Annotated in this window: 22 protein-coding genes; 20 read left to right on the forward strand and 2 right to left on the reverse strand. The window is 34.9% G+C overall.

Annotated elements, in window-relative coordinates; all coding sequences use genetic code 11:
- Window positions 1-119 precede the first annotated feature (119 nt).
- Window positions 120-566: an RrF2 family transcriptional regulator gene (locus acsn021_RS06265; RefSeq protein ID WP_184092929.1), complete on the reverse strand. Its 447-nt coding sequence runs from the start codon at window positions 564-566 to the stop codon at window positions 120-122.
- A 254-nt stretch (window positions 567-820) separates the two neighbouring features.
- Between acsn021_RS06265 and acsn021_RS06270 the strand changes: the two genes are divergently transcribed.
- From acsn021_RS06270 to acsn021_RS06350, 17 genes are all read left to right on the forward strand, one after another.
- Complete coding sequence (locus acsn021_RS06270) at window positions 821-1,510, forward strand: Crp/Fnr family transcriptional regulator (protein WP_184092928.1); 690 nt, start codon at window positions 821-823, stop codon at window positions 1,508-1,510.
- Between the two features lie 444 nt (window positions 1,511-1,954).
- Window positions 1,955-2,140 carry a DUF1858 domain-containing protein gene (locus acsn021_RS06275; protein WP_184092927.1) on the forward strand — a complete coding sequence of 62 codons (186 nt, stop codon included), beginning with the start codon at window positions 1,955-1,957 and terminating at the stop codon, window positions 2,138-2,140.
- Window positions 2,141-2,166: 26 nt separating this feature from the next.
- Window positions 2,167-2,355, forward strand: coding sequence for a ferredoxin (locus acsn021_RS06280; RefSeq protein WP_184092926.1), 189 nt, complete (start codon window positions 2,167-2,169; stop codon window positions 2,353-2,355).
- 263 nt (window positions 2,356-2,618) lie between these two features.
- Window positions 2,619-3,164 carry a flavin reductase family protein gene (locus acsn021_RS06285; protein ID WP_184092925.1) on the forward strand — a complete coding sequence of 182 codons (546 nt, stop codon included), beginning with the start codon at window positions 2,619-2,621 and terminating at the stop codon, window positions 3,162-3,164.
- A gap of 407 nt (window positions 3,165-3,571) precedes the next feature.
- Window positions 3,572-4,813, forward strand: coding sequence for a S8 family serine peptidase (locus acsn021_RS06290; RefSeq protein WP_184092924.1), 1,242 nt, complete (start codon window positions 3,572-3,574; stop codon window positions 4,811-4,813).
- Window positions 4,814-5,115: 302 nt separating this feature from the next.
- Window positions 5,116-5,820 carry a response regulator transcription factor gene (locus acsn021_RS06295; protein ID WP_184092923.1) on the forward strand — a complete coding sequence of 235 codons (705 nt, stop codon included), beginning with the start codon at window positions 5,116-5,118 and terminating at the stop codon, window positions 5,818-5,820.
- Window positions 5,795-7,396 carry a sensor histidine kinase gene (locus acsn021_RS06300; RefSeq protein ID WP_184092922.1) on the forward strand — a complete coding sequence of 534 codons (1,602 nt, stop codon included), beginning with the start codon at window positions 5,795-5,797 and terminating at the stop codon, window positions 7,394-7,396. Before acsn021_RS06295 ends, acsn021_RS06300 begins: the two co-directional genes overlap by 26 nt.
- 213 nt (window positions 7,397-7,609) lie before the next feature.
- Complete coding sequence (locus acsn021_RS06305) at window positions 7,610-8,032, forward strand: MarR family transcriptional regulator (RefSeq protein ID WP_184092921.1); 423 nt, start codon at window positions 7,610-7,612, stop codon at window positions 8,030-8,032.
- A 17-nt stretch (window positions 8,033-8,049) separates the two neighbouring features.
- The gene (locus tag acsn021_RS06310; protein ID WP_184092920.1) at window positions 8,050-8,541 is read left to right on the forward strand and encodes a pyridoxamine 5'-phosphate oxidase family protein; all 492 of its coding nucleotides are present in this window, start codon (window positions 8,050-8,052) and stop codon (window positions 8,539-8,541) included.
- 159 nt (window positions 8,542-8,700) lie between these two features.
- Window positions 8,701-8,991: a hypothetical protein gene (locus tag acsn021_RS06315; RefSeq protein ID WP_243167866.1), complete on the forward strand. Its 291-nt coding sequence runs from the start codon at window positions 8,701-8,703 to the stop codon at window positions 8,989-8,991.
- 238 nt (window positions 8,992-9,229) lie between these two features.
- Complete coding sequence (locus acsn021_RS06320; protein WP_184092919.1) at window positions 9,230-11,290, forward strand: thioredoxin domain-containing protein; 2,061 nt, start codon at window positions 9,230-9,232, stop codon at window positions 11,288-11,290.
- Window positions 11,291-11,594: 304 nt separating this feature from the next.
- A complete protein-coding gene (locus tag acsn021_RS06325; RefSeq protein ID WP_184092918.1) occupies window positions 11,595-12,188 on the forward strand; it encodes a DNA-3-methyladenine glycosylase in 594 nt (197 codons plus the stop codon).
- A 286-nt stretch (window positions 12,189-12,474) separates the two neighbouring features.
- Window positions 12,475-13,167 (forward strand): iron-sulfur cluster assembly scaffold protein, encoded by a 693-nt coding sequence (locus acsn021_RS06330; protein ID WP_184092917.1) that lies wholly within the window; start codon window positions 12,475-12,477, stop codon window positions 13,165-13,167.
- Between the two features lie 19 nt (window positions 13,168-13,186).
- On the forward strand, window positions 13,187-14,197 hold the full coding sequence (locus acsn021_RS06335; protein WP_184092916.1) for a GGGtGRT protein: 1,011 nt from the start codon (window positions 13,187-13,189) through the stop codon (window positions 14,195-14,197).
- Between the two features lie 597 nt (window positions 14,198-14,794).
- Window positions 14,795-15,688 carry a helix-turn-helix domain-containing protein gene (locus tag acsn021_RS06340; RefSeq protein WP_184092915.1) on the forward strand — a complete coding sequence of 298 codons (894 nt, stop codon included), beginning with the start codon at window positions 14,795-14,797 and terminating at the stop codon, window positions 15,686-15,688.
- Window positions 15,681-16,187 (forward strand): hypothetical protein, encoded by a 507-nt coding sequence (locus acsn021_RS06345; RefSeq protein ID WP_184092914.1) that lies wholly within the window; start codon window positions 15,681-15,683, stop codon window positions 16,185-16,187. The genes acsn021_RS06340 and acsn021_RS06345 overlap by 8 nt, the downstream gene beginning before the upstream one ends.
- A 125-nt stretch (window positions 16,188-16,312) precedes the next feature.
- On the forward strand, window positions 16,313-16,858 hold the full coding sequence (locus acsn021_RS06350) for a ferritin-like domain-containing protein (protein ID WP_184092913.1): 546 nt from the start codon (window positions 16,313-16,315) through the stop codon (window positions 16,856-16,858).
- Window positions 16,859-16,995: 137 nt separating this feature from the next.
- Here acsn021_RS06350 and acsn021_RS06355 read toward each other — a convergent pair whose 3' ends face one another.
- Entirely contained in the window at window positions 16,996-17,886 is an 891-nt protein-coding gene (locus acsn021_RS06355; protein WP_184092912.1) for a PhzF family phenazine biosynthesis isomerase, read from the reverse strand.
- A gap of 331 nt (window positions 17,887-18,217) precedes the next feature.
- Between acsn021_RS06355 and acsn021_RS06360 the strand changes: the two genes are divergently transcribed.
- The 3 genes from acsn021_RS06360 (at window position 18,218) to acsn021_RS06370 (ending at window position 20,943) form a co-directional block, all read left to right on the forward strand.
- A complete protein-coding gene (locus tag acsn021_RS06360) occupies window positions 18,218-18,568 on the forward strand; it encodes a hypothetical protein (protein WP_184092911.1) in 351 nt (116 codons plus the stop codon).
- Between the two features lie 757 nt (window positions 18,569-19,325).
- Entirely contained in the window at window positions 19,326-19,889 is a 564-nt protein-coding gene (locus acsn021_RS06365) for a DUF3267 domain-containing protein (RefSeq protein ID WP_184092910.1), read from the forward strand.
- 184 nt (window positions 19,890-20,073) lie between these two features.
- Complete coding sequence (locus tag acsn021_RS06370; RefSeq protein WP_184092909.1) at window positions 20,074-20,943, forward strand: helix-turn-helix domain-containing protein; 870 nt, start codon at window positions 20,074-20,076, stop codon at window positions 20,941-20,943.
- The last annotated feature ends 2 nt before the right edge of the window (window positions 20,944-20,945 follow it).

Below are 20,945 nucleotides of genomic sequence, written 5' to 3' on the forward strand. Positions count from 1 at the left end.
CTTTCTACACTTAAAACAGGGTTAGTAAAAGCAGTAAAAACTGCTGATACTAACCCTGTTCATTGTATAGACACCTGTTTTAGGTGTACATAACCATAAGACTTGTCCCAAATACACAACTATATAAAGAACATAAAGCCATGGTCATTTTTATGATTTTCTGCTTCAGAAACCAGATTAACCAAAGTAACTTTTTGCAAAGAACTCCTGATTCCCTCATCAAGTGGAGTATAAACAATCAGATTAAGAGCAGTCTCAATATCCGGGGATGACTCCTTCACGGTTTCCTCAACTCCTTCAAAAAGAGAAGTTTCTACAGCGGATAAAATATCAAAAACAGTAATCTCCTGAGGTGGACGAGATAGCTGATAACCACCTTGGGAGCCTTTAATAGAATTCACAATTCCACCATGCTTTAAAAGAGAAAAGACCTGTTCCAGATATATTTTTGATATTCCAAGCTTTTCAGAAATACTAATTAAAGTAATATATTCATTTGCGTTATAGTTTTGAGCCATACTGGTTGTAGCGGCAAGTGCATATCGACCCTTAGCCGACAATCTCATGAAAACACCTCATTTCATACCTATAATATATGTTATCATCATAACAGAAAACAAAAAATTGTCAATAGAATTGATGTATGTTGCAGAATTTATGATAAAAATACGCAAGAGTATCTTTATACAGATGTTAAAACTTGTTAAAATGCGTGTTAATATATTATAATAGATTCGATATGGTATAATATAACACAATGTATGTTAGAGGGATGCTATCAGATTTGTACGCGACCATAGGTCGCAGATGGGAGCTAAAGATGAATGAAATGGTAAAAGATTATATTGATGAGTATAGTCATATCCCATTGTTTGTTGGAATCAGTAAAACAGAGCTAATTTCCATGATGGAGTGTCTGGGAAGTTATATAAAAACATATAAAAAGAGCGAAATCATTATTTTGGTAAATCAGAAAGTAAAATGTGTGGGGGTAGTACTTGCCGGTTCCGTTATGATGATTAAGGAAGATATTTGGGGAAATAAAACAATTTTAGCTGTCATAGAAAAAGGAGAGGTGTTTGGAGAAACCTTTGCCTGCGGAAGTATCTTATCAGCAAGTGTAACCTATGTGGCAGGAAAGGAAGCGAGGATATTGTACTTACCCTTTAATCAAGTCATGCATACCTGCACCAGGTCTTGCGTATTTCATCATAGACTGATTGAAAATATGGTTACAGCAATAGCCAATAAAAATATACAGCTAATGGAAAAGCTTGAAATCACAACAAAAAAAACCTTGCGTGAAAAAATCAGTAGCTTTTTATCAATTCAGGCACAAAGAAATAACAGTAAGTATTTTACTGTAACTATGGGGAGAACAGAACTTGCAGAATACCTTTGTGCCGACAGAAGTGCTCTTACCAGGGAACTTAATACTATGAAAAAAGAAGGACTTATAGATTTTGAAAAGAATACTTTTAAAATAGTATCACCGCTAATGGGAGATTAGGTGATACTGTTAAATCTAGACGGAATATTCTTGCACTATTTTATAGTATTTTTATATATAATGTTGCAGATGTCACGTTTTTTTACATCCCGTTGTGTTACAGTAGATTAGAAGGAGGAGGCGTGGATTGGATAAATTGTATGTAATCAGTGCATATGAAATAAAGGCAGCATATTGTTTAATAATTTCTAGAATATAAGCGGATTTGTTACTGGATATAAGGTTAAAGGATGAATTCCAGTTGTACGGATTCTTTTGGAAACAGATTTGGTGTATTGTTCAGGATATTGTCTAAACACATTATGTACAAGATATTAATTTAGCTCCGACTAAAGAATTACTGGCTCAAAATTAAGCATGAGATTATTTGGGAGTGTTATAAGTCACTGTATGAACTAACGTGAAAGCGGTTGCAAATAGTATTTATTGAATGGAGGAAAAAGAATGATTACGAAAGAAATGAACATAGGAGAAATCTTAAGAGAAAATCAGGGGGCAGCAAGTATTTTAATGGAAAGCGGAATGCATTGTCTGGGATGTCCCTCTTCACAGTTGGAATCCTTAGAAGAAGCTTGTGCGGTACATGGAATAGTTGTTGAAGACATTCTTACGAAACTTAATAATATCTAAGGTAAGGGTTAGAAGGAGGCATAGTTATGAAAGCATCAATAGATAGAGATGGTTGTATACAATGTGGATTATGCGTATCAACATGTCCCGAAGTTTTTCGAATGGGTGAGGACGGTCCGGCAGAAGTATATGTAGAGATAGTACCTAAATTAGTCGAAGAATCGGCAGCGGAAGCTCAGGATGATTGCCCTGTTGCAGTAATTACAGTAGAATAGCAAGAGTATATGCCTCTATCCGGGAGAAGATTTTACGGGTAGAGGCTTTTATATTGTGGGGCAATAATAAGCATAAATCATGTTGCCTGTGCAACGTTTTTTGATGGAATTTATGATAGGATGGATGGGTAAGATGAAATTATGCAATAAGCGGGGTGGTCCGGACTTATTGTGAGTCATGCTTTGTACAGAAGAAATCAATATATAGGTTTTAACAAACTTAGAAAAAACACGAGTGCAAAAGCACACAGATAGGAGTTAATATGAATAAAATAAAAGTGAATTTTGAAAAAATGTATTATGGTTTTCCGGTATTTCTTGTTAGTTATTATGATAAGGAGGGAAATCCTAATGTAACTACAATCTCCTCATCCTATTCATTAAGGGACATGGTAGCATTAGGATTTAGCAGCAAAGGCTATGCTATTAATCAGATAAAAGAAGTTTCTGATTTTGTTATTAATATTGCAGACAGTAAACTTTTAGATGAAATTGAGTTTTGCGGGAAAAATACAGGGTCTGAATGTAAAAAGTTTGAACATCTTAATCTGACGCATGTACCATCTACCACTATAAATGCTCCAATCATAAAGGAATGCCCGATTTCTATTGAATGTACCCTGACAGATGTGATTGAAAGTCAAAACTATAGCGGTATTACCAATATACTAGCATTGATTAAAGGAAGATTAGTGGATGAATCTTATTTAGATGAAAAAGGAAATCTGAAAGTTTCTGCGTTTGATAATATACTTTATATTAGAGATGGTGTCAATCGAGGATTTAGATATATGAAAAAGGAACAATAATCTTAATTGACTTAGTATAGAAGGAAGTATGTGAGACTTAAATTTTTTATAAACATTAGAATTAAAAGTAGTAAAACTTTAAACTATTTATAACTGATTAAATGGAGAAGAAGCCCGTTGGCTTTCTAGATGCACTGTCTTAAAACCGGTGTGTGAAGGAAAGTCAAGGGGTTTCTTTGATGATATAGTTATTAAATAATTTAGATGATAGTAAGTGGGTAGGGTATTTTTGAATTAATTCAGATATTAGAAGGGGCTAACAAATTACAAAGGATAATTGAAAGAAATATGAAAGAATCATGTAGAAAAAATATCGGTTTTTCTTGTTAAACTATTAATGGTAGGAAGCGAAAGGCATCAAAAACTCTACTACACAAGAAAAAAAGAAGAAAGGGAATTATATTCGTATGAAAAGTTTAAAAAAAGTTTTATGCATCATATTAATAATTACCATAATGATGCAGGCAATGGGGTGCTCACAAAAAGATAAAATTACAGAGAAAAATAGCCTGAGTGAAGTATCAAAGGAGAACACATCGGAGAAAAAGCAAACCATATCTTTACCTTATATCGTAAGACATCCATCTCAGGATAATTACGATTTTATTGTGGGAAACGTATCGAAATTACCAAGTTCAAGTAATGGTGAGGTTGAAATCAGAAGTGCAGATTTAACCCAGACAGATTTATCAGATGAGCTAGAGAACCTATTACTAACAACCTATGACAGCAAGACGAAATGGCCGGATAATTTACCAGAAGGCTTTGATCCGGATAAGATAATGGAGAGATGCAAAGACCCGGGATTAGGGGTAAGAAATCTTCATAAAGAAGGCATAACAGGTAAAAACGTAGGAATAGCTATCATTGATCAAGAGTTGTTAACTAAGCATGAAGAATTTGCAAAACAATTGAAATATTATTCAGAGAATGATTTTATAAAAACAAAATATCCAGCTGCGATGCACGGAGCTGCAGTAGCATCCATCGCAGTAGGGAAAACCTGTGGGGTTGCGCCGGAGGCTAACCTTTATTATATAGCCGAAAATTTTATAACTAAAGACTATACCGGCAGAGTTGCCGAGGATATTAATGAACTGTTGGATTTGAATAAAACGTTGAAGGAAGAAGAAAAGATTCGTGTTATTTCAATCTCCTGGGGTGCAGAGGAGATGGAAAGTGATGGCTATAAGGACTTGAAAAAGGCATATCAAAGAGCTAACGAGGAAGGAGTTTTTGTTATTACAACTTCACTGCTAGAGGATGACAGAGAGGATATCAAAGGAGTTAATTTTATTGGGATGGAAAAAACTAAATTAACGGATCCAAATGATTTTTCTACATATGGTAAAACTTCCTGGGCAGAGGAAATGGATTTTTATAAAAAAGATTATCTGTGTATTCCTATGGATAATCGTTGTGTGGCAGCCCCTACCGGAATAAATGATTATGCTATTTACCAAAGTGGCGGACTAAGTTGGAGTGTACCGTATCTTGCTGGAGTGTATGCGTTGGCGTGTCAGGTAAAACCGGATATTAATTTTAATGAATTTTGGAAAATTGCCTTGGAAACTGCAGTGGCTAATGAGAAACTGGATATGATTATTAATCCGCAAGGAATTATAGAAAAGCTGAAGGAGCAGAAGTAAAGGAATTGATTAATCATATATTTACAATAAATGAGATGAATCAAAGGAATATATGGATTCGAAAGAGTAAACAAATAAAGTGCCTGTTTCTGTAGTAAGTGGTGAATGGGAGGAATCATCACATGTCGTATTCAATGACTTAGTATAGGGAGTATTTGTGGTAAGGTAAGTATTTTGCAGCAATATTTTTCGTGGGTTTCTAGTTTTTTTTACCACTTTCTGTTAAACTGGATTAGGCTATAAATATGGAGAATTATGATTATAATAAAAGGTTACCAAAATACCGAGAAAGGTAAAAAATTATGGAACAGATTAATATCTTAGTGGCAGACGATGATAAAAATATTGTTGAGGTGCTTACCAAACTTTTGGAGATGGAGGGCTATCTTGTACATCAAGCCTATAATGGAATAGAGGCTTTGGAGCTTGTACAGAAACAGGAACTTCAATTAATATTACTGGATGTTATGATGCCAAAATTGAATGGATTGACTGCAATGCTAAAAATTAGGGAGAAGAAAAATATTCCCATTATTATATTATCCGCGAAGACAGAGGAGAGTGATATTGTCTCCGGCTTAGAGTTAGGTGCAGATGACTATATTGAAAAACCATTTAATACACCAATATTACTTGCCAGAGTAAAGGCACAAATCAGGAGGTGTTTTCTCCTTGAACATAACAGGAGTGAAGAGACAGAGAGCATCCTTTGTAACGGATTACTGGAGCTTAATCGCTCTAGTAAGCAGATAAATGTGAATGGAACGGTATGTAGTCTTACGGCGACGGAATATAAAATCATGGATTTACTGATGGAGAATGCCGGAAGAGTTTTTTCGGCAGAACAGATATATCAAAGTGTATGGGACGGCGAGGATGCATATAGTGTTGAGAATACAGTTATGATACATATACGCCGGATTCGTGAGAAGATAGAGCTTAATCCAAAGAAGCCAAAATATTTGAAGGTGGTGTGGGGAATTGGATACAAAATCGAAAAAATGTAGGTGGTATCAGGTATTCTTTTGTATTAACGTAGCTCTTTATTGTATATTCTGGGCAGTTATAAACAGTATGAAAAGCAGTATGTGTTTTGGTATATATAGAGAGTATGCCTATGAGGCGAGATATCCAAGCATATTTACTGGTATTGTATTAGTGCTTCAGATACTGATGCTGATTATCCTGCTTTGCTTTATAAATCATACAGAGATTGACAAGGCTTCTTATACGAGAAAGGTACCATCAGAATTAGCGGTTATAATCTTCGCTTTGTATACTTTGTTTATGTATCATCTATATCGTCATAATCAAGTGTTTTCCTTTCAATTTGAGGAAGTATATTTCGTAGGTGTCTATGAGTTTTGGGAAACCTACGGTGATATAATCAAGGAAATCGTGCTAGAATTTGTTCAAAACATACTGATTGGCAGTGGATATTTATGGATTATTACAGCAATCACGGTAAAAATGAAAGGAAGGTACTGGAAGGAGGATAGCTTGTTTTCAAAACTCTTTCAGCACTATAATAGAAATAGGATAAGTTCCTTAAGGCATATGTACTTTAATGACATTCTTTTCCTGTTTCTTCAACTTGGAATTATTATGTATCAAAGCATAGCAAGCATGATGATAATTAACAGAAAAAATTCAACTTTATTGTTTAACCTAGTGATTCTTCTAGTAATACCTTTATTGCTTGAATCACTCTTGATATTGTGGAAGTGTAAAGAGGAGATAAAGGAAAAGGACATCCGTTCCCTGGTTGATGAAATCCACAAAATGAAACAAGGACAAAAACACATTGAAAATAATATCCCTAAAAACTCTTATCTATATGAGACCGGTGAAGAGATAAAAAACATTTCAATCAATCTATATAACAGCATACAACAACAAATGAAGAATGAGAAGCTCAAAGTAGATTTAATAACAAATATATCGCATGATTTGAAAACACCGCTTACTTCTATTATAGGCTACATAGATTTATTGTCTGCAAAGGATTATTTAAGCAGTGAAGACAGGCATTATATTACTGAGCTTAACAAAAAGGCAGAGAATTTGCGGGATATGATTCATGTTGTGTTTGAACTATCCAAAGCTTCCAGTGGAAATATGAAGATTGATAAAACAAAACTGAATTTGAATAAATTGATTATGCAAACAATGGCAGATATGGAGGATATGATTGCTAATTCTGGATTTGACATAAAAACAGTTTATTCGAAAGAAAATTTGGAGATAAATGGAGATGGGTCAAAATTATATCTTGTTTGCCAAAATCTGATAAGTAACGCTTTGAAATACTCTTTGACAGGCAGTAGAATCTATATCAGGACATACGTAGAGTCAGGGAATGCTGTCTTATGCATTCAAAATACCTCTGCATATGAGATTGATTTTTTACCGGAAGAAATTACCGGAAGATTTGTAAGAGGAGATGAATCAAGAAGTGATGGAGGAAATGGGCTTGGACTTGCGATTGCGAAAACATATTCGGAAGTATGTGAGGGTGAATTTAAAATCGATATAGACGGGGATATGTTTAAAGTAACAATACAGTTTCCTATGGTTAAATAAATTCTTGATAAAGACCACTTGGGCAGAATTAGAGATTAGGCTACATCATTGATATAATCGGGAGAAAACTATTTGCTTTCATCTCAATGGGATAAAAACAGAATAAATATAACAGCATTAAATGCCATCTTGATATAATTTCAAGTTGGCATTTTTATTTATACTTGACATATTACTATATGGTAATGTACTATATGGTAAGGAGGTGCTTAATTGAAAACATATGGAGGATTTTTAATATCCAAAATACATCAGTTAGGGGGTAGAGAACTAGAACGGATACTAAAAGAAAATGGAGTTCACGAGTTTAATGGACCACAAGGTAAAATTTTATATGTGCTTTGGGAAAATAAAGATATAACAATATCCGAAATTAGTAAACTTACTTCGCTTGCTAATACAACTTTGACAAGTATGCTAGACCGTATGGAATCACAAGGTCTTATTATACGCACGCAGAACAAACTAAACCGCAGACAAATTATTATATCAACCACAAAGAAAGCAGAAGAATTGAAAGGTATTTTTGATAAAATATCTGAGCAAGTAAACAAGACCTATTATGCTGGCTTCTCTGATGACGAAATAACTGTTTTTGAAAATATGTTAAGGCGAATTATCCAAAATTTAGAATAGAATGGAGAAATAATATTATGAATGATAAAATTATGAAAGATATTATAAGCTTAATTGAAAATAGTTCTGAATGTGTAGTGTGCTCCGTTGACGAAAATGACTTTCCAAATGCCAAAACTATGTTTAAAGCGGAAAATGCTGGAGCAAAGATGATTTGGTTTTCAACAAATCTATCAGCAATACGCACACAACTTTGGCTTAAAAATTCGAAAGCCTGTGTTTATTTTAATGACTCTCATAATTTTAAAGGTGTAATGCTGACAGGGTGTATGCAAGTTCTTACAGATGATCAAACGAAACAACGCTTTTGGAAACAAGGTGATGAAAAATATTATTCACTTGGTGTGACTGACCCTGATTATTGCATATTGTGCTTCACATCAGAAAATGGAAACTTCTATAATGCAGGTGAAAAATACACGTTTAGCATTTGTGATAACATAAGTATAACTCCTTACAAATACGATAAAAAATGGATTCCAGAAGAATTATCGAACATCAATATATAATAAAATCAATTTATATTAAAAATACCGCCCAAGAGGACAAAGGGTGGTATTTCTATTTGTGGCTGCTTACTTCGTATTGCTGATAAAACTGGTGATGCATTTATTCTGGAAGAAGGAAATGTATAAACATAGTAAGTCCTATTCATAATGATTTTTATTTTGACTAATTTTCCAAAGGGGATTTTTAAGGAAGCAAATTATAATGAAGTATATGGTATAGGTGCAGATCGATATATTTGTGCTCATGAATATATTCATAATAATAGTCATAGCTTTGGAATAGATGAAGCCTTTGAAGTTTTAAGTAAAACTAGTCGGGAAGATACTCAATGTTCCATCGTATATGAACCATTAAAAAATGAAATTTACATTGGTTTTAAAAAAGATTTAGGCAAAAATGGAAAATTTCTATTATGTAAAAAACAATCCAATCATTGGATGGATTTTTAAGCAATAATAAAACTCAATTTACAAATGAGAAATATTTGTGAAGGATCTTATTAGCTTATATTCGTGAAAAACCGTCTCACCGGACGTACGTGGCAAAAGGGAAAGGCTCTGCCGGTCCGGTTCGACAGCTTCATGAAAACTTTAACGAGTAATTAAAATTAGTGGCTATGTGGTTTACATAGTCACTTTCGGTTTGGGTATAATAAGGCTATATCTTTATTTAAGGAGGTGATACCCTATGACAACTAGCAAGACACCCAATAGATTGATACATGAAAAAAGTCCTTACCTACTTCAACACGCTTATAATCCGGTTGACTGGTGGCCTTGGTGTGAAAAAGCATTTATGAAAGCAAAAACAGAAGATAAGCCTATCTTTCTCTCTATTGGATATTCCACCTGCCATTGGTGCCATGTAATGGCTCACGAATCCTTTGAGGACACGGAAGTTGCAGAGTATCTAAATCAATACTTCATATCCATAAAGGTAGATAAGGAGGAGCGTCCGGATGTTGACAGCATATATATGTCAGTATGCCAGAGGGTAACAGGCAGCGGAGGATGGCCGCTGACTATAATCATGATGCCAGATCAGAAGCCTTTTTTTGCTGGAACGTATTTTCCAAAACGCTCCCGTTACAACATGCCGGGATTTCTTGACTTATTAAAAGCCGTGATAGAAAAATGGAGGACAGAGCAGGATAGTCTTAAAAACTCAAGTCTCGCCATTACACAATCTTTACAGCAGGAATCGATTCAAGGCAAGGACAATCGTGTAAGTAAACAAATGGTGGAGCAGGCAGCCAGAAGTCTTCTCAGTAACTATGATAGCCAATATGGTGGTTTTGGGGGGGCACCCAAATTTCCAACGCCTCATAATCTAATGTTTTTACTTCGCTTTGCCCTACAGGAAAATAAGGAAGAGGCTCTTGAAGCCGTTGAAAAAACCCTGGATGCAATGTATATTGGAGGTATTTTTGACCATATCGGCTATGGATTTTCTAGGTATTCAACTGATGAAAAATGGCTGGTACCTCACTTTGAAAAGATGTTATACGATAATGCCTTATTGATTCATACCTATCTCGAAGCCCATCAGTATACAAAAAAAGAACACTACAAAGAGATAGCCCAAATGACCTTAGAGTATGTACAGCGGGAACTTACCCATGAAGAAGGGGGTTTTTACTGTGCCCAGGATGCTGACAGTGAAGGGGTTGAGGGAAAATATTATGTCTTCCGCCCGGAAGAAGTAATAAGCATACTTGGTAAAGAAGATGGAACGTATTTTAATGATTACTTTGATATCACTGCCAAAGGTAATTTTGAAGAAAAAAATATACCAAACCGTATCAAGGCATACAAAAATGAAGCAATAGAAAAATGGAATAAAGAGGCTGTACTAGAACCCCCCCGTATCAGCAGCTTGCGAGAAAAGATGTATGCGTATCGTTTGAATCGGACAAAACTTCACAAGGATGATAAAATCCTGACCTCCTGGAATGGAATTATGATTGGAGCCTGCGCAAAGGCTTATAAAATACTAAAGCAAGAAGCGTATTTAAATATGGCTCAGAAAGCAGATGAATTTATTCAAAAGTATCTGTCCGATGGTGAAAAACTTTATGTTCATTACCGGGAAGGAAAAGCAAGTGGTTTAGGGCATATAGATGACTATGCATTTTATGGCTGGGCCTTACTTGAGTTGTACGAAGCTACCTTGGAGATAAATTATATAAAACGGGCGCTTGAAATAATGAATCAGTTAGTTCAGAATTTCTTTGATACGAATAGGGGAGGGTTTTATCTATACTCTAAAGATGCAGAAATGTTAATTCACCGCCCGAAGGAATGGTATGACGGTGCAATTCCCTCAGGTAATTCGGTTGTAACCTATGTTTTGGAGAAATTATATCATATAACCGGAAACCAATCCCTAAGAGAAATACTAGACAAACAGTTGTCGGTACTTGCAGCTGAAACTTCCGATTATCCAAGTGCTTACTGTTTTTCTATGATGGCTGTCATGCAAGAGGTATATCCCACAAAGGAATTAGTCTGTGTCTTACCGAAAGAGTATTCTATGGAGGATATAAAAAATATGCTTTCAGAGAATTTCCTACCACAGGTATCTATAGTATTAAAGAGTGATGAGAGTAAAGTAAGCCTTGAAGACGTGGCGGAATTTACCAAGGATTATCCGGCAGCCCCTGAAAAACCTGCTTATTATCTTTGTGAAAATCATTCCTGTCAGGCTCCAGTATATGAATTAAATGAAATTGTATATAATATGAAATAAGATTGTATAAGATTTCAAGTAATTACCATCATAATTTTTTTAATTTTTATCTATACTATTATTAACTGCAGAGGCGGAAAAAGTTCCTTCATCCAAATTGTCGTGAAGAGAAGTTTTTGTCTCTGCAGTTTCGAATAAATTTATAGAATTGTAAACGGTTTTATATCTCCCTACTTCCCAGGTTGCATATCGTTTATCACGGATAAAATGCTGCATCTTCTTGATTAGGAAAAGTAATTGAGGCATTGACTGTAATGAAAAAATAGATTACTATTTACAATATTACATAAGAAACGGAGTAACTATGAAGGTTTCAAGAGAATTTTATCAAAGGGATGCGGTAACGGTTGCGCAGGATTTACTGGGTCTGGTACTGGTACATGAAACAGCAGAAGGTATAACAAAAGGCATTATAGTAGAAACGGAAGCATACATGGGAACCATGGACGCAGCAGCTCATTCTTATAAAAAAGGTAAATCAGGAAGAACCAATGTACAGTATTTAGAAGGAGGCTATGCGTATATTTATCTAATCTACGGTATGTATTACTGCATGAATATAGTGACCAATCAGCCAGGGATTCCGGAAGTAGTATTACTTCGTGCTTTGGAACCGCTAGATGGCATCAAATTAATGGAACAGCGCAGAACTACAGATAAGCTAAAAAACTTGTGCAGCGGACCAGGAAAGTTATGTTCTGCCATGGACATTACAAAGGATAATTACGGTATGGATTTATGTGGAAGCAGACTTTATCTTGAAGAGCCGGAGGATAAGAAACCTTTTGAAATGATTGCATCCAAGCGAATTAATATTGATTATGCCGGAGAGGCAAAAGAGTATCTTTGGAGATTTACTATAAAGGATAATAAGTATATTTCTTGCAAGATAAGGTAAAAGACAAGCAACTATGAAATCCCATAAACTTTCAAACAAAGTTTATATGGGATTTTATACTGTCAGTCAGGAGATTATGGTTTTGTTTGAAATGATTTAAAAAATAACTGTAAGTAAACGGAATAAACTTGTAAGAAAAGCCATATGGCAAGAGAAAATTTTGAACTTTTAAGAAAAACTATGGACTATTTTGATGTTTTATGAGAAAATAGGGTCGAGTGCGATGTTAAAATAATAACATACCGCTGGAGTATATATATTTATGTACATTGAAAGGAGTCTCAACATGATTTATTCACATGAAGTAGAAATGATGTGTCCAGTTGCGCAGGGCGTTAACCATGGAGCAGCACCCATCCCAGAAGAAGCAAAATGGGTACAAGCAAAGGAAGTAAAAGATATATCAGGCTTAACACATGGTGTAGGCTGGTGTGCACCTCAGCAGGGAGCATGTAAATTAACTCTTAACGTAAAGGATGGTATCATCCAGGAAGCATTAGTAGAAACTATCGGATGTTCAGGCATGACACACTCTGCAGCTATGGCAGCAGAAATTCTTCCAGGAAGAACTCTTTTAGAAGCATTAAATACTGACTTAGTATGCGATGCTATTAATACAGCAATGAGAGAATTATTTTTACAGATTGTATACGGAAGAACCCAGAGTGCTTTCTCAGAAGGTGGTCTTCCTATCGGCGCAGGTCTGGAAGATTTAGGAAAAGGCTTAAGAAGCCAGGTTGGTACTATGTACGGTACATTAAAGAAAGGTCCTCGTTATCTTGAAATGGCAGAAGGCTATGTAACAGGAATCGCTCTTGACGAAGAAGATCAAATTATCGGTTATCAATTTGTTAACTTAGGTAAGATGACTGATTTCATCAAAAAAGGTGATGACCCTACTACTGCTTATGAAAAATCTAAGGGACAGTATGGCCGTGTAGCTGACGCAGTTAAGATTATTGACCCTAGGAAAGAATAATTGAGGAGGATACATAACAATGGCTTTATTTGAATCATATGAAAGAAGAATAGATATAATTAATGCTGTATTAAACAGCAATGGAATCGCTTCTATTGAAGAAGCTGAAAAAATCACGAAAGATGCCGGACTTGATGTATATAATCAGGTTAAAAATATCCAGCCTATCTGTTTCGAAAATGCCTGTTGGGCTTACGTTGTAGGCGCAGCTATTGCAATTAAAAAGGGATGTCATAAGGCTGCTGACGCTGCAGCAGCAATCGGTGAAGGTCTTCAGGCTTTCTGTATTCCAGGTTCTGTTGCTGACCAAAGAAAAGTAGGTTTAGGCCATGGTAACTTAGGAAAGATGTTATTAGAAGAAGAAACAAAATGTTTCGCATTCTTAGCAGGACATGAATCTTTTGCAGCAGCAGAAGGTGCTATCGGTATTGCTTTGTCTGCTAACAAGGTTAGAAAAGAGCCTTTAAGAGTTATCTTAAACGGTCTTGGAAAGGATGCTGCTCAAATTATCTCCAGAATTAATGGTTTTACTTTTGTTGAGACTCAGATGGATTACTATACTGGAGAAGTGAAAGAAGTATTCAGAAAATCCTACTCTACAGGTGACAGAGCAAAAGTTAACTGCTATGGCGCCAATGATGTAACAGAAGGTGTAGCTATCATGCATAAGGAAGGCGTTGATGTTTCTATTACAGGTAACTCAACGAACCCTACAAGATTCCAACATCCGGTAGCAGGTACTTACAAAAAAGAATGTCTAGAACAAGGAAAGAAATATTTCTCCGTAGCATCCGGTGGTGGTACTGGTAGAACACTTCATCCAGATAATATGGGAGCAGGCCCTGCTTCCTATGGTATGACTGATACTATGGGTAGAATGCACTCTGACGCTCAGTTCGCCGGTTCTTCTTCAGTTCCTGCTCACGTAGAAATGATGGGCTTAATCGGCATGGGTAACAACCCTATGGTTGGTGCCACAGTGGCTGTAGCCGTTGCGATTCAGCAGGCCTCTGAAGCAGGTAAATTCTAGTTTTCTACGATTTTTAAAGAATTGTATTTTGTCATCCTACTATGAAAATTAGTTTCTGTCACCCATTTGTCAACGCTTTTTTCAGTAGGTGACAAAATAGAATGTGACGAGATGACAATATATATAAATAATACTCCTAGATTATTTAGGGGTATTATTTTTATTCAAAATAGTATGCGGGGTATATCTAGTAAGAAAATAGGAATACCTAAAAGTAGTTCAAAAGTTGAATATTTCTAAGTTTCTTATAGTATGTTAGGCAGGTCTTGTAATTATGACTTGCCTTTTGCTTTTATAAAATTGATGTTAAAAACTGCTAGTTCAATAATAGGAGATATGGTAAAATATTCAAAAGGAGGGTTTGCATATGGAGAGGAAAGAATTATTAAAAAAGTATGAAGAATTAGAGGAAAGAGTTAGGCAGTAAGAGTTTAGAGAGGGAGTGGTTAAAGCTTCAAAATATAAAATACCGTTTGATTTAGACCATAATAGCAAAGATTTGTTGTTATGCTACATTTGGTTGACAATATGAAACGCTAATTTGGTGGTTATTCTCCTGGAGTTTATTTAAAATGAAATTCAAAAGGAGGTAATAAAATGACATTTGGTCAAAAACTTAAAACTCTTAGAAAAGAGCATAGTTACTCTCAGGAAGAGTTAGCACAAATTTTAGATGTATCACGTCAGGCAGTCAGTAAATGGGAAAGTGATAGGGGGATTCCGGAAATTGGTAAGTTGGTGCAAATAAGCACTATATTTGAGGTTACTTTAGACTATCTTCTTAAAATGGACTATACGGAGGAAAATCTACAGAGCAATGGTTATTACGTAAGCCGTGAAATGATTGATGGATTTCTCTCATATAAACGGCAGGGTGCCAAGAGAATAGCCATTGGCGTCAGCTTAATGGTTTTGGCCAATTTATTTGATGATACTCAAAGCCAGCTTATTTTGATATTATACTGGATAACTATTTCATTGGGAGTGGCTGTATTGGTCTGGCAGATTTTTCAACAAAATCACTATAAAGTAATTGGTACAAAACAGTTATTGTTCGATGAGGTTACAATCAATGAATTTAGACAAGAGCATGAAAAAACCCGCAAACTCTATATAATTATGATAATTGTTGCAATTCTAATTTTAATTCTCAGTCCTGAAGTATTAAGTATTTTAGGCTATTCAGAAACAAGTTTTGGTCTGGCTTTATCCTGGGTCTTGCAGGCGGTTTGGTTATCACTTATTATTTTGGCAGGAATTACTTTACATGCGGAAAGAATCATTGCCCAGAACACAGAATACATGAATAAAAAAAGTAAGGAAGGCAAATATACGTGGATTTACATAGCGTTGCCCGTAACCGCACTTGCTGTGGCAATCGGAATTTTTACAAACGCTTGGAGTCCAGTCGCTCCAATCCTTGTATTATTCTGTGCTTTGCTTGTCACTGTGTGTAAATTACTGTTGGAAGGAAGGAACAAAAATGAATAAAAAACATGTTTTACCATTATTGATATTGATTATAATAACAATTGGATTTTATACCCGAATCCATGTGAACGGTGATAATGCAACAAAAAGACTACAACGACTTGCGCAGGTAGAGATATACTCTGCAACAGAAGATAAACTCATCAAAACGATTGAGGATAAAAATTCCTTAATTACATTTAATAAAAATACTATATTTACTGAGCAGTATTCTGATGCAGATAATAATTATATGAACAAACAAGAAGAAATGCGTAAAGAGGTCGAGAATTATGAATCACAATATATTTTTGTAACGTATAAAAAGCCTGCGGGTTTGAACAATAATAAGGAATTGGAAAAATTATGTGAAATTACAACTTTCAAAGATACCAATATAATTATGATGCAGGTGTCACCTGATAGTATTAAGAATATTGCAGTGCCATCTGAATACTTGACTTTTTATTTTAAGGTTTCAAATAAGGTTACAGCGTATTTGAATTCACTGGTGAAATGAACAGCTTATTTTAAATATGCCTTTGTAATATCCGGTTAAGTATTCATTCTTTTGTCTTACGATAATCACATGTTTTATAAATGCATCATATACTATAAAAAAGTGCATTTTCAGGAGTTAACACCATGAATTATAATAGACACAGCAGTTACGACCCCTATTATTATGTCAAAACATATCCGTTTATGTCAACAGCGGATACATCTAAGAGAATAAGGGAATCTCAATCTGCTGATAAATTCACATATCCACAAAATCGTCAGAATGCGCTTGCTTTGATTCAGCAGGCACTTGCAGGCGAAACAGAGGATAGAATGTTTTATGAATGGCTGATAGAACAAGCTCCCACTGAGGAAGAAAGACAGATAATAGCAGGAATTCGTGACAATGAAATTGGGCACTTTGCAATGTTTCATCAGTTATTCTATGAAATAACCAATATGATGCCACAACAGGTTCAGGGTGAGCAATTCATACCGCCAGAAAGTTATTGTGCGGGATTGGCACAAGCTCTACTGGGTGAACAAAATGCTGTACAAAAATATCGTGAAATCCTTTATGCAATGCAGGACCGAGTGCATATTAACATGATGATTGAAATTACAACAGATGAGATTAGACACGGAATCCTCTACAATTATCTTTATGCAAAAAATGGTTGTACCGCCTAGAAATATTTATTGTATTAAAGTGAAAAATGAAATACATGTATTAACTGCCCACCATATGTCCACCGAATTAAATGGTGGGCAGTTGAAATTGAGAAATAACTATTGTCATAAGTGCTTATATGCGAAAAGTCTAGTTTCTATAAATTTATTTCAAATTCTTTCACATATACAGCATTTCCGACTATAGCAATGTCATAAGTATTCAGGTTCTTAGTAATCATAACAGTAACTTGACCATCTCTACCAATTTCCTGTCCTTGTTCAACTGTGAGAGTGAGAGTCTTATCAAAGTTATGATTCATGTAAGTTGCATAATAAGCGCCCATAACTCCCGATGCAGTTCCTGTTACAGGGTCTTCAACAGTGCCGGAGTAAGGCGAAGAAAAATGTCGGGCGTGCATATCCTTCTCTCTGTCATAAGTTTCTAGACAAAAAGGATGGACAGAAGTTCTGGGCATTTCTTTTAAAATATCAGGAAAAATCTTATTGTTTGGCTGCATTCTTTTAAATGTTTCTAGCTTTTTAATGGGAACTAATAATGTCCAAGCTCCTGTGCTACCATATAGAATAGGTAGACTCTCATCAAGGTCATTTGCGGATAAGCCCATGGATAAAGCTAAGTCCTCCTTGGATCCATTATACGTTTTGAATTCCGGTTGGGTTTGCCTCATTGTAATCGCTGTATCGCCATTAGCATTTAAGATGTTAATTGGTAATATTCCAGCTTTCGTTTCTATAGATAAGTTAGACTTCTCTTCTAATAATCTATTTGTTTTAAGTGCATAGATAGTTGCCATCGTCGCGTGACCACAGAGATTGATTTCATGGCCTGGAGTAAAGTAACGAATTCTTAAATCGGCATTATCAGATGTAAGTGGAAAAGCTGTTTCATTAAAGCCTACTTTAAAAGCAATTTGCTGCATTTTTTCAGTTGATAGTTTATCTCCATCAAATACTACACCGGCTGGATTTCCTTTATTAGGGATTGCACTAAAAGCATCATAATGATATATCTTAATTGACTTCATACGTATTTCCTTTCCTTACCTCAATATTTAATAAAGAATTTGTACGCCTTCCAACTGCGAAGTGTCTCCTGTGAAAATGAAATAGTCTAGATACCTTAATATATAAAAGGCGTGTAACAAGTATAACATTAAATATACAATTAGAAAACAATAGAAATAGTGCAGCTTTCATTCGTCTATGGTATAAATATGTTATCATGAATGACAGGAACGTGCTAACAGAGTGTACATAAACAAGGTTTGGCATTTGGTGCCGTAGTAGCCCCTTGCTATATGATGTTAAATACATTATTATAGTAATAACTAAGTATTGAGCATAAAGGAGGACATAATGAGTAATAAATGTAGAAACCTAGGGTTAATCGTATTAATCCTTGGTATAATAGGAAGCTTTATAATGGCGTATACAATCGGTAAGAATATAAGTGAAATAGGATGGATTATAGGTGGAGTAATATTGATTGGAGGATGTTTTTCCTCTTATGTAGGATTTATTCGACTAGAAGCCACAGCAGAGATTTTAGATAATCAGGACATAATATTTCAGGCTATATCTAATCTAGAAGAGGAAGTTGTAGATGTTGATAAAGTACCTCAGGGGTATTGGAAATGTAGCTGCGGCAATTTGAATCCTGCTAATACCGGTACTTGTAGCTGCGGAAAAAGAAAACCAGCACTTTAAGTCACACAGTATATATATGGCTGTCCCAAAAGATAATATATCATTTAGGGACAGCACTATCTACGCGCTAAGAAATAAGGGATGCGCGTTACAAATGTTATACTGGGGAGAGTATAACGTTATTAATAGTAGCATAATCAGACAAGAGAAACAATGAGAATATATACCAATTATGTCATAAAATGTATTTGTTTTAGAGTTTTATATAATAGTATCAATCCTGCTGTAATAAAGTTGCAATTCAAGTAAAGATTTCACAGAATAAACACATTTTTATGTTATCTTTAATAAGAACGAAAAAGTTTTAATAATAGTATACTCCCCTCACATAATGGCACCAAGTAATATTGTTCTGATACAATATACTTGGTGCTTTATGGTGTAGAATCAACTTAACCTTACACCCTATAAAAGATATAATCTATAGATTCGATATAAAATAAAACATGACTTGAAAAGTTCTATTTTTTATGTAAAATAGAAAGGGCGTATACATCAGCAATACGCCCTTTCTCATAATATATTAGTTGCAGAAACTATAACTACAGTATTTTATAATTTGTTTACAAAAATCAGAAAAATTGAAAGAATTAAAGTTAAAACACATAATTGATATCCTCCTTAAGTGGTTATCTCTTTGCTACAAATGAATTGTAACACTTTTGTAACATAAATGTAATATATAAGTGGTGGAAATAAAGTAAAATAAAGGAATACACTAAATTTTTAATGAAAACGAGAGACAAGGAGAGGAAAAATGAACCAGTTACCGGAAGGATATAAGGAAATTAGAAGTATGAATCTTCAAAAGAACAAAAAATTAGCTATGTTAATAAATGCAGGTGCCTTAATATTGTTAATAGCAGTGCTGGCATTCGGACTATATTTTCAGCCGATAACGGTTGATTTAAAAAATACACTAGAAAGCTCAGTGAAATTAATTGTAGTACTTGCATTATATGTGTTGTATATTATAGCTCATGAGTTAGTACACGGAGTATTTATGAAAAAATTCAGCCAAATAAAGCCACATTATGGTTTTACCGGTTTATATGCTTTTGCAGGCAGCGATGCTTATTTTAATAAAAAGCATTATATTATTATATCGTTAGCACCTATTGTTTTACTGGGAGCAGTTATAGCAATTATTAATGCATTGGTACCAAGTTCCTGGTTTTGGGGCATATATTTTATACAAGCCGGAAATATATCAGGGGCTGCCGGAGATATCTATGTTACAAACTTGATTCGTAAGCTGCCTGCGGATATATTGGTACAAGATTCAGGGGTTTCTATGACTATTTATTCAAAAAAAGCCTAACGAATATCAAAAAAGAAGAATTATTGGTGCTTAAAGATACTATTTGATAGTGATTGTAATAATTTATTTGAAGGAATAGGGTATGCTGAGAGAGTAGATAAATCATAATAATTAGATGATAATAAAAAAACTCTTGACTAGCACCTTAGGGGTGAGATTATCCTTATAAAAGGAGGTGCAGATTATGAAAATAAGCGAAGTTTGCAAGGTATCAGGATTAACTAGAAAAGCTGTTGAGTATTATATAGACCATGGTTTGGTGACGCCTGAAATGGATGATAGCGGTTACCGGGAATTTTCTCAGAAGGACAGCGAACGATTAAAGCAAGTCAGTGTACTTCGTATGTTAGGAGTAACGGTTACAGAAATTAAAAGAATACTAAAAGCATCACAACCAATCGAAGAACTAAGACGCTGTGTGTTAAAAAGACAAGTAGACTATACAGCGCAGGAACAGCAGATTAAGTTGTTGGAAAGACTGGCGGACGGTGAAAGTGTATATGACATTGAGCAGGAGATTCAAAATCTTAATGACACAAAAGCGATAAAACTCAAACTATTAGAAGCTTTCCCCGGATATATCGGTAGACTGTATTTAGTCCACTTTGCTCCTTTCCTTGAGGAACCCCTTTCAACCATGGAACAAAAAGCAGCACTTGAAGCAGTGATAAATTTTTTAGATAATATAAAAGTGCCGGAACATCTTAGAAAATGTATGGATGAATTACAAGAAGACATAAATTTTGGGTCAAATGAGCATATAGCTTCTATGGAGAAAGTGAAGTTGCAAGAAATAGATAACATGGAGCAGTTTATGCAAGAAAAGAGGGAATTCTTACAGACTTATCAAGAATTTAAAGCATCTGAGGCTTATACTTCTTCATTAGCGGGACAATTTGCAAAAGCTTTAAAGGAGTTTAATAATACCAATGGTTATAATGAGGTCTTCATCCCTGCTATGAGAACTTTGTCGCCGAAATATGATGCATACTGTAGAAAGTTAGAGAAAGCAAATCGGATTTTATTAAAACAATATCCAGAATACCAACAATAAAT

Origin of the sequence: Anaerocolumna cellulosilytica, from assembly GCF_014218335.1 — a bacterium.
GTDB classification, from domain to species: domain Bacteria; phylum Bacillota; class Clostridia; order Lachnospirales; family Lachnospiraceae; genus Anaerocolumna; species Anaerocolumna cellulosilytica.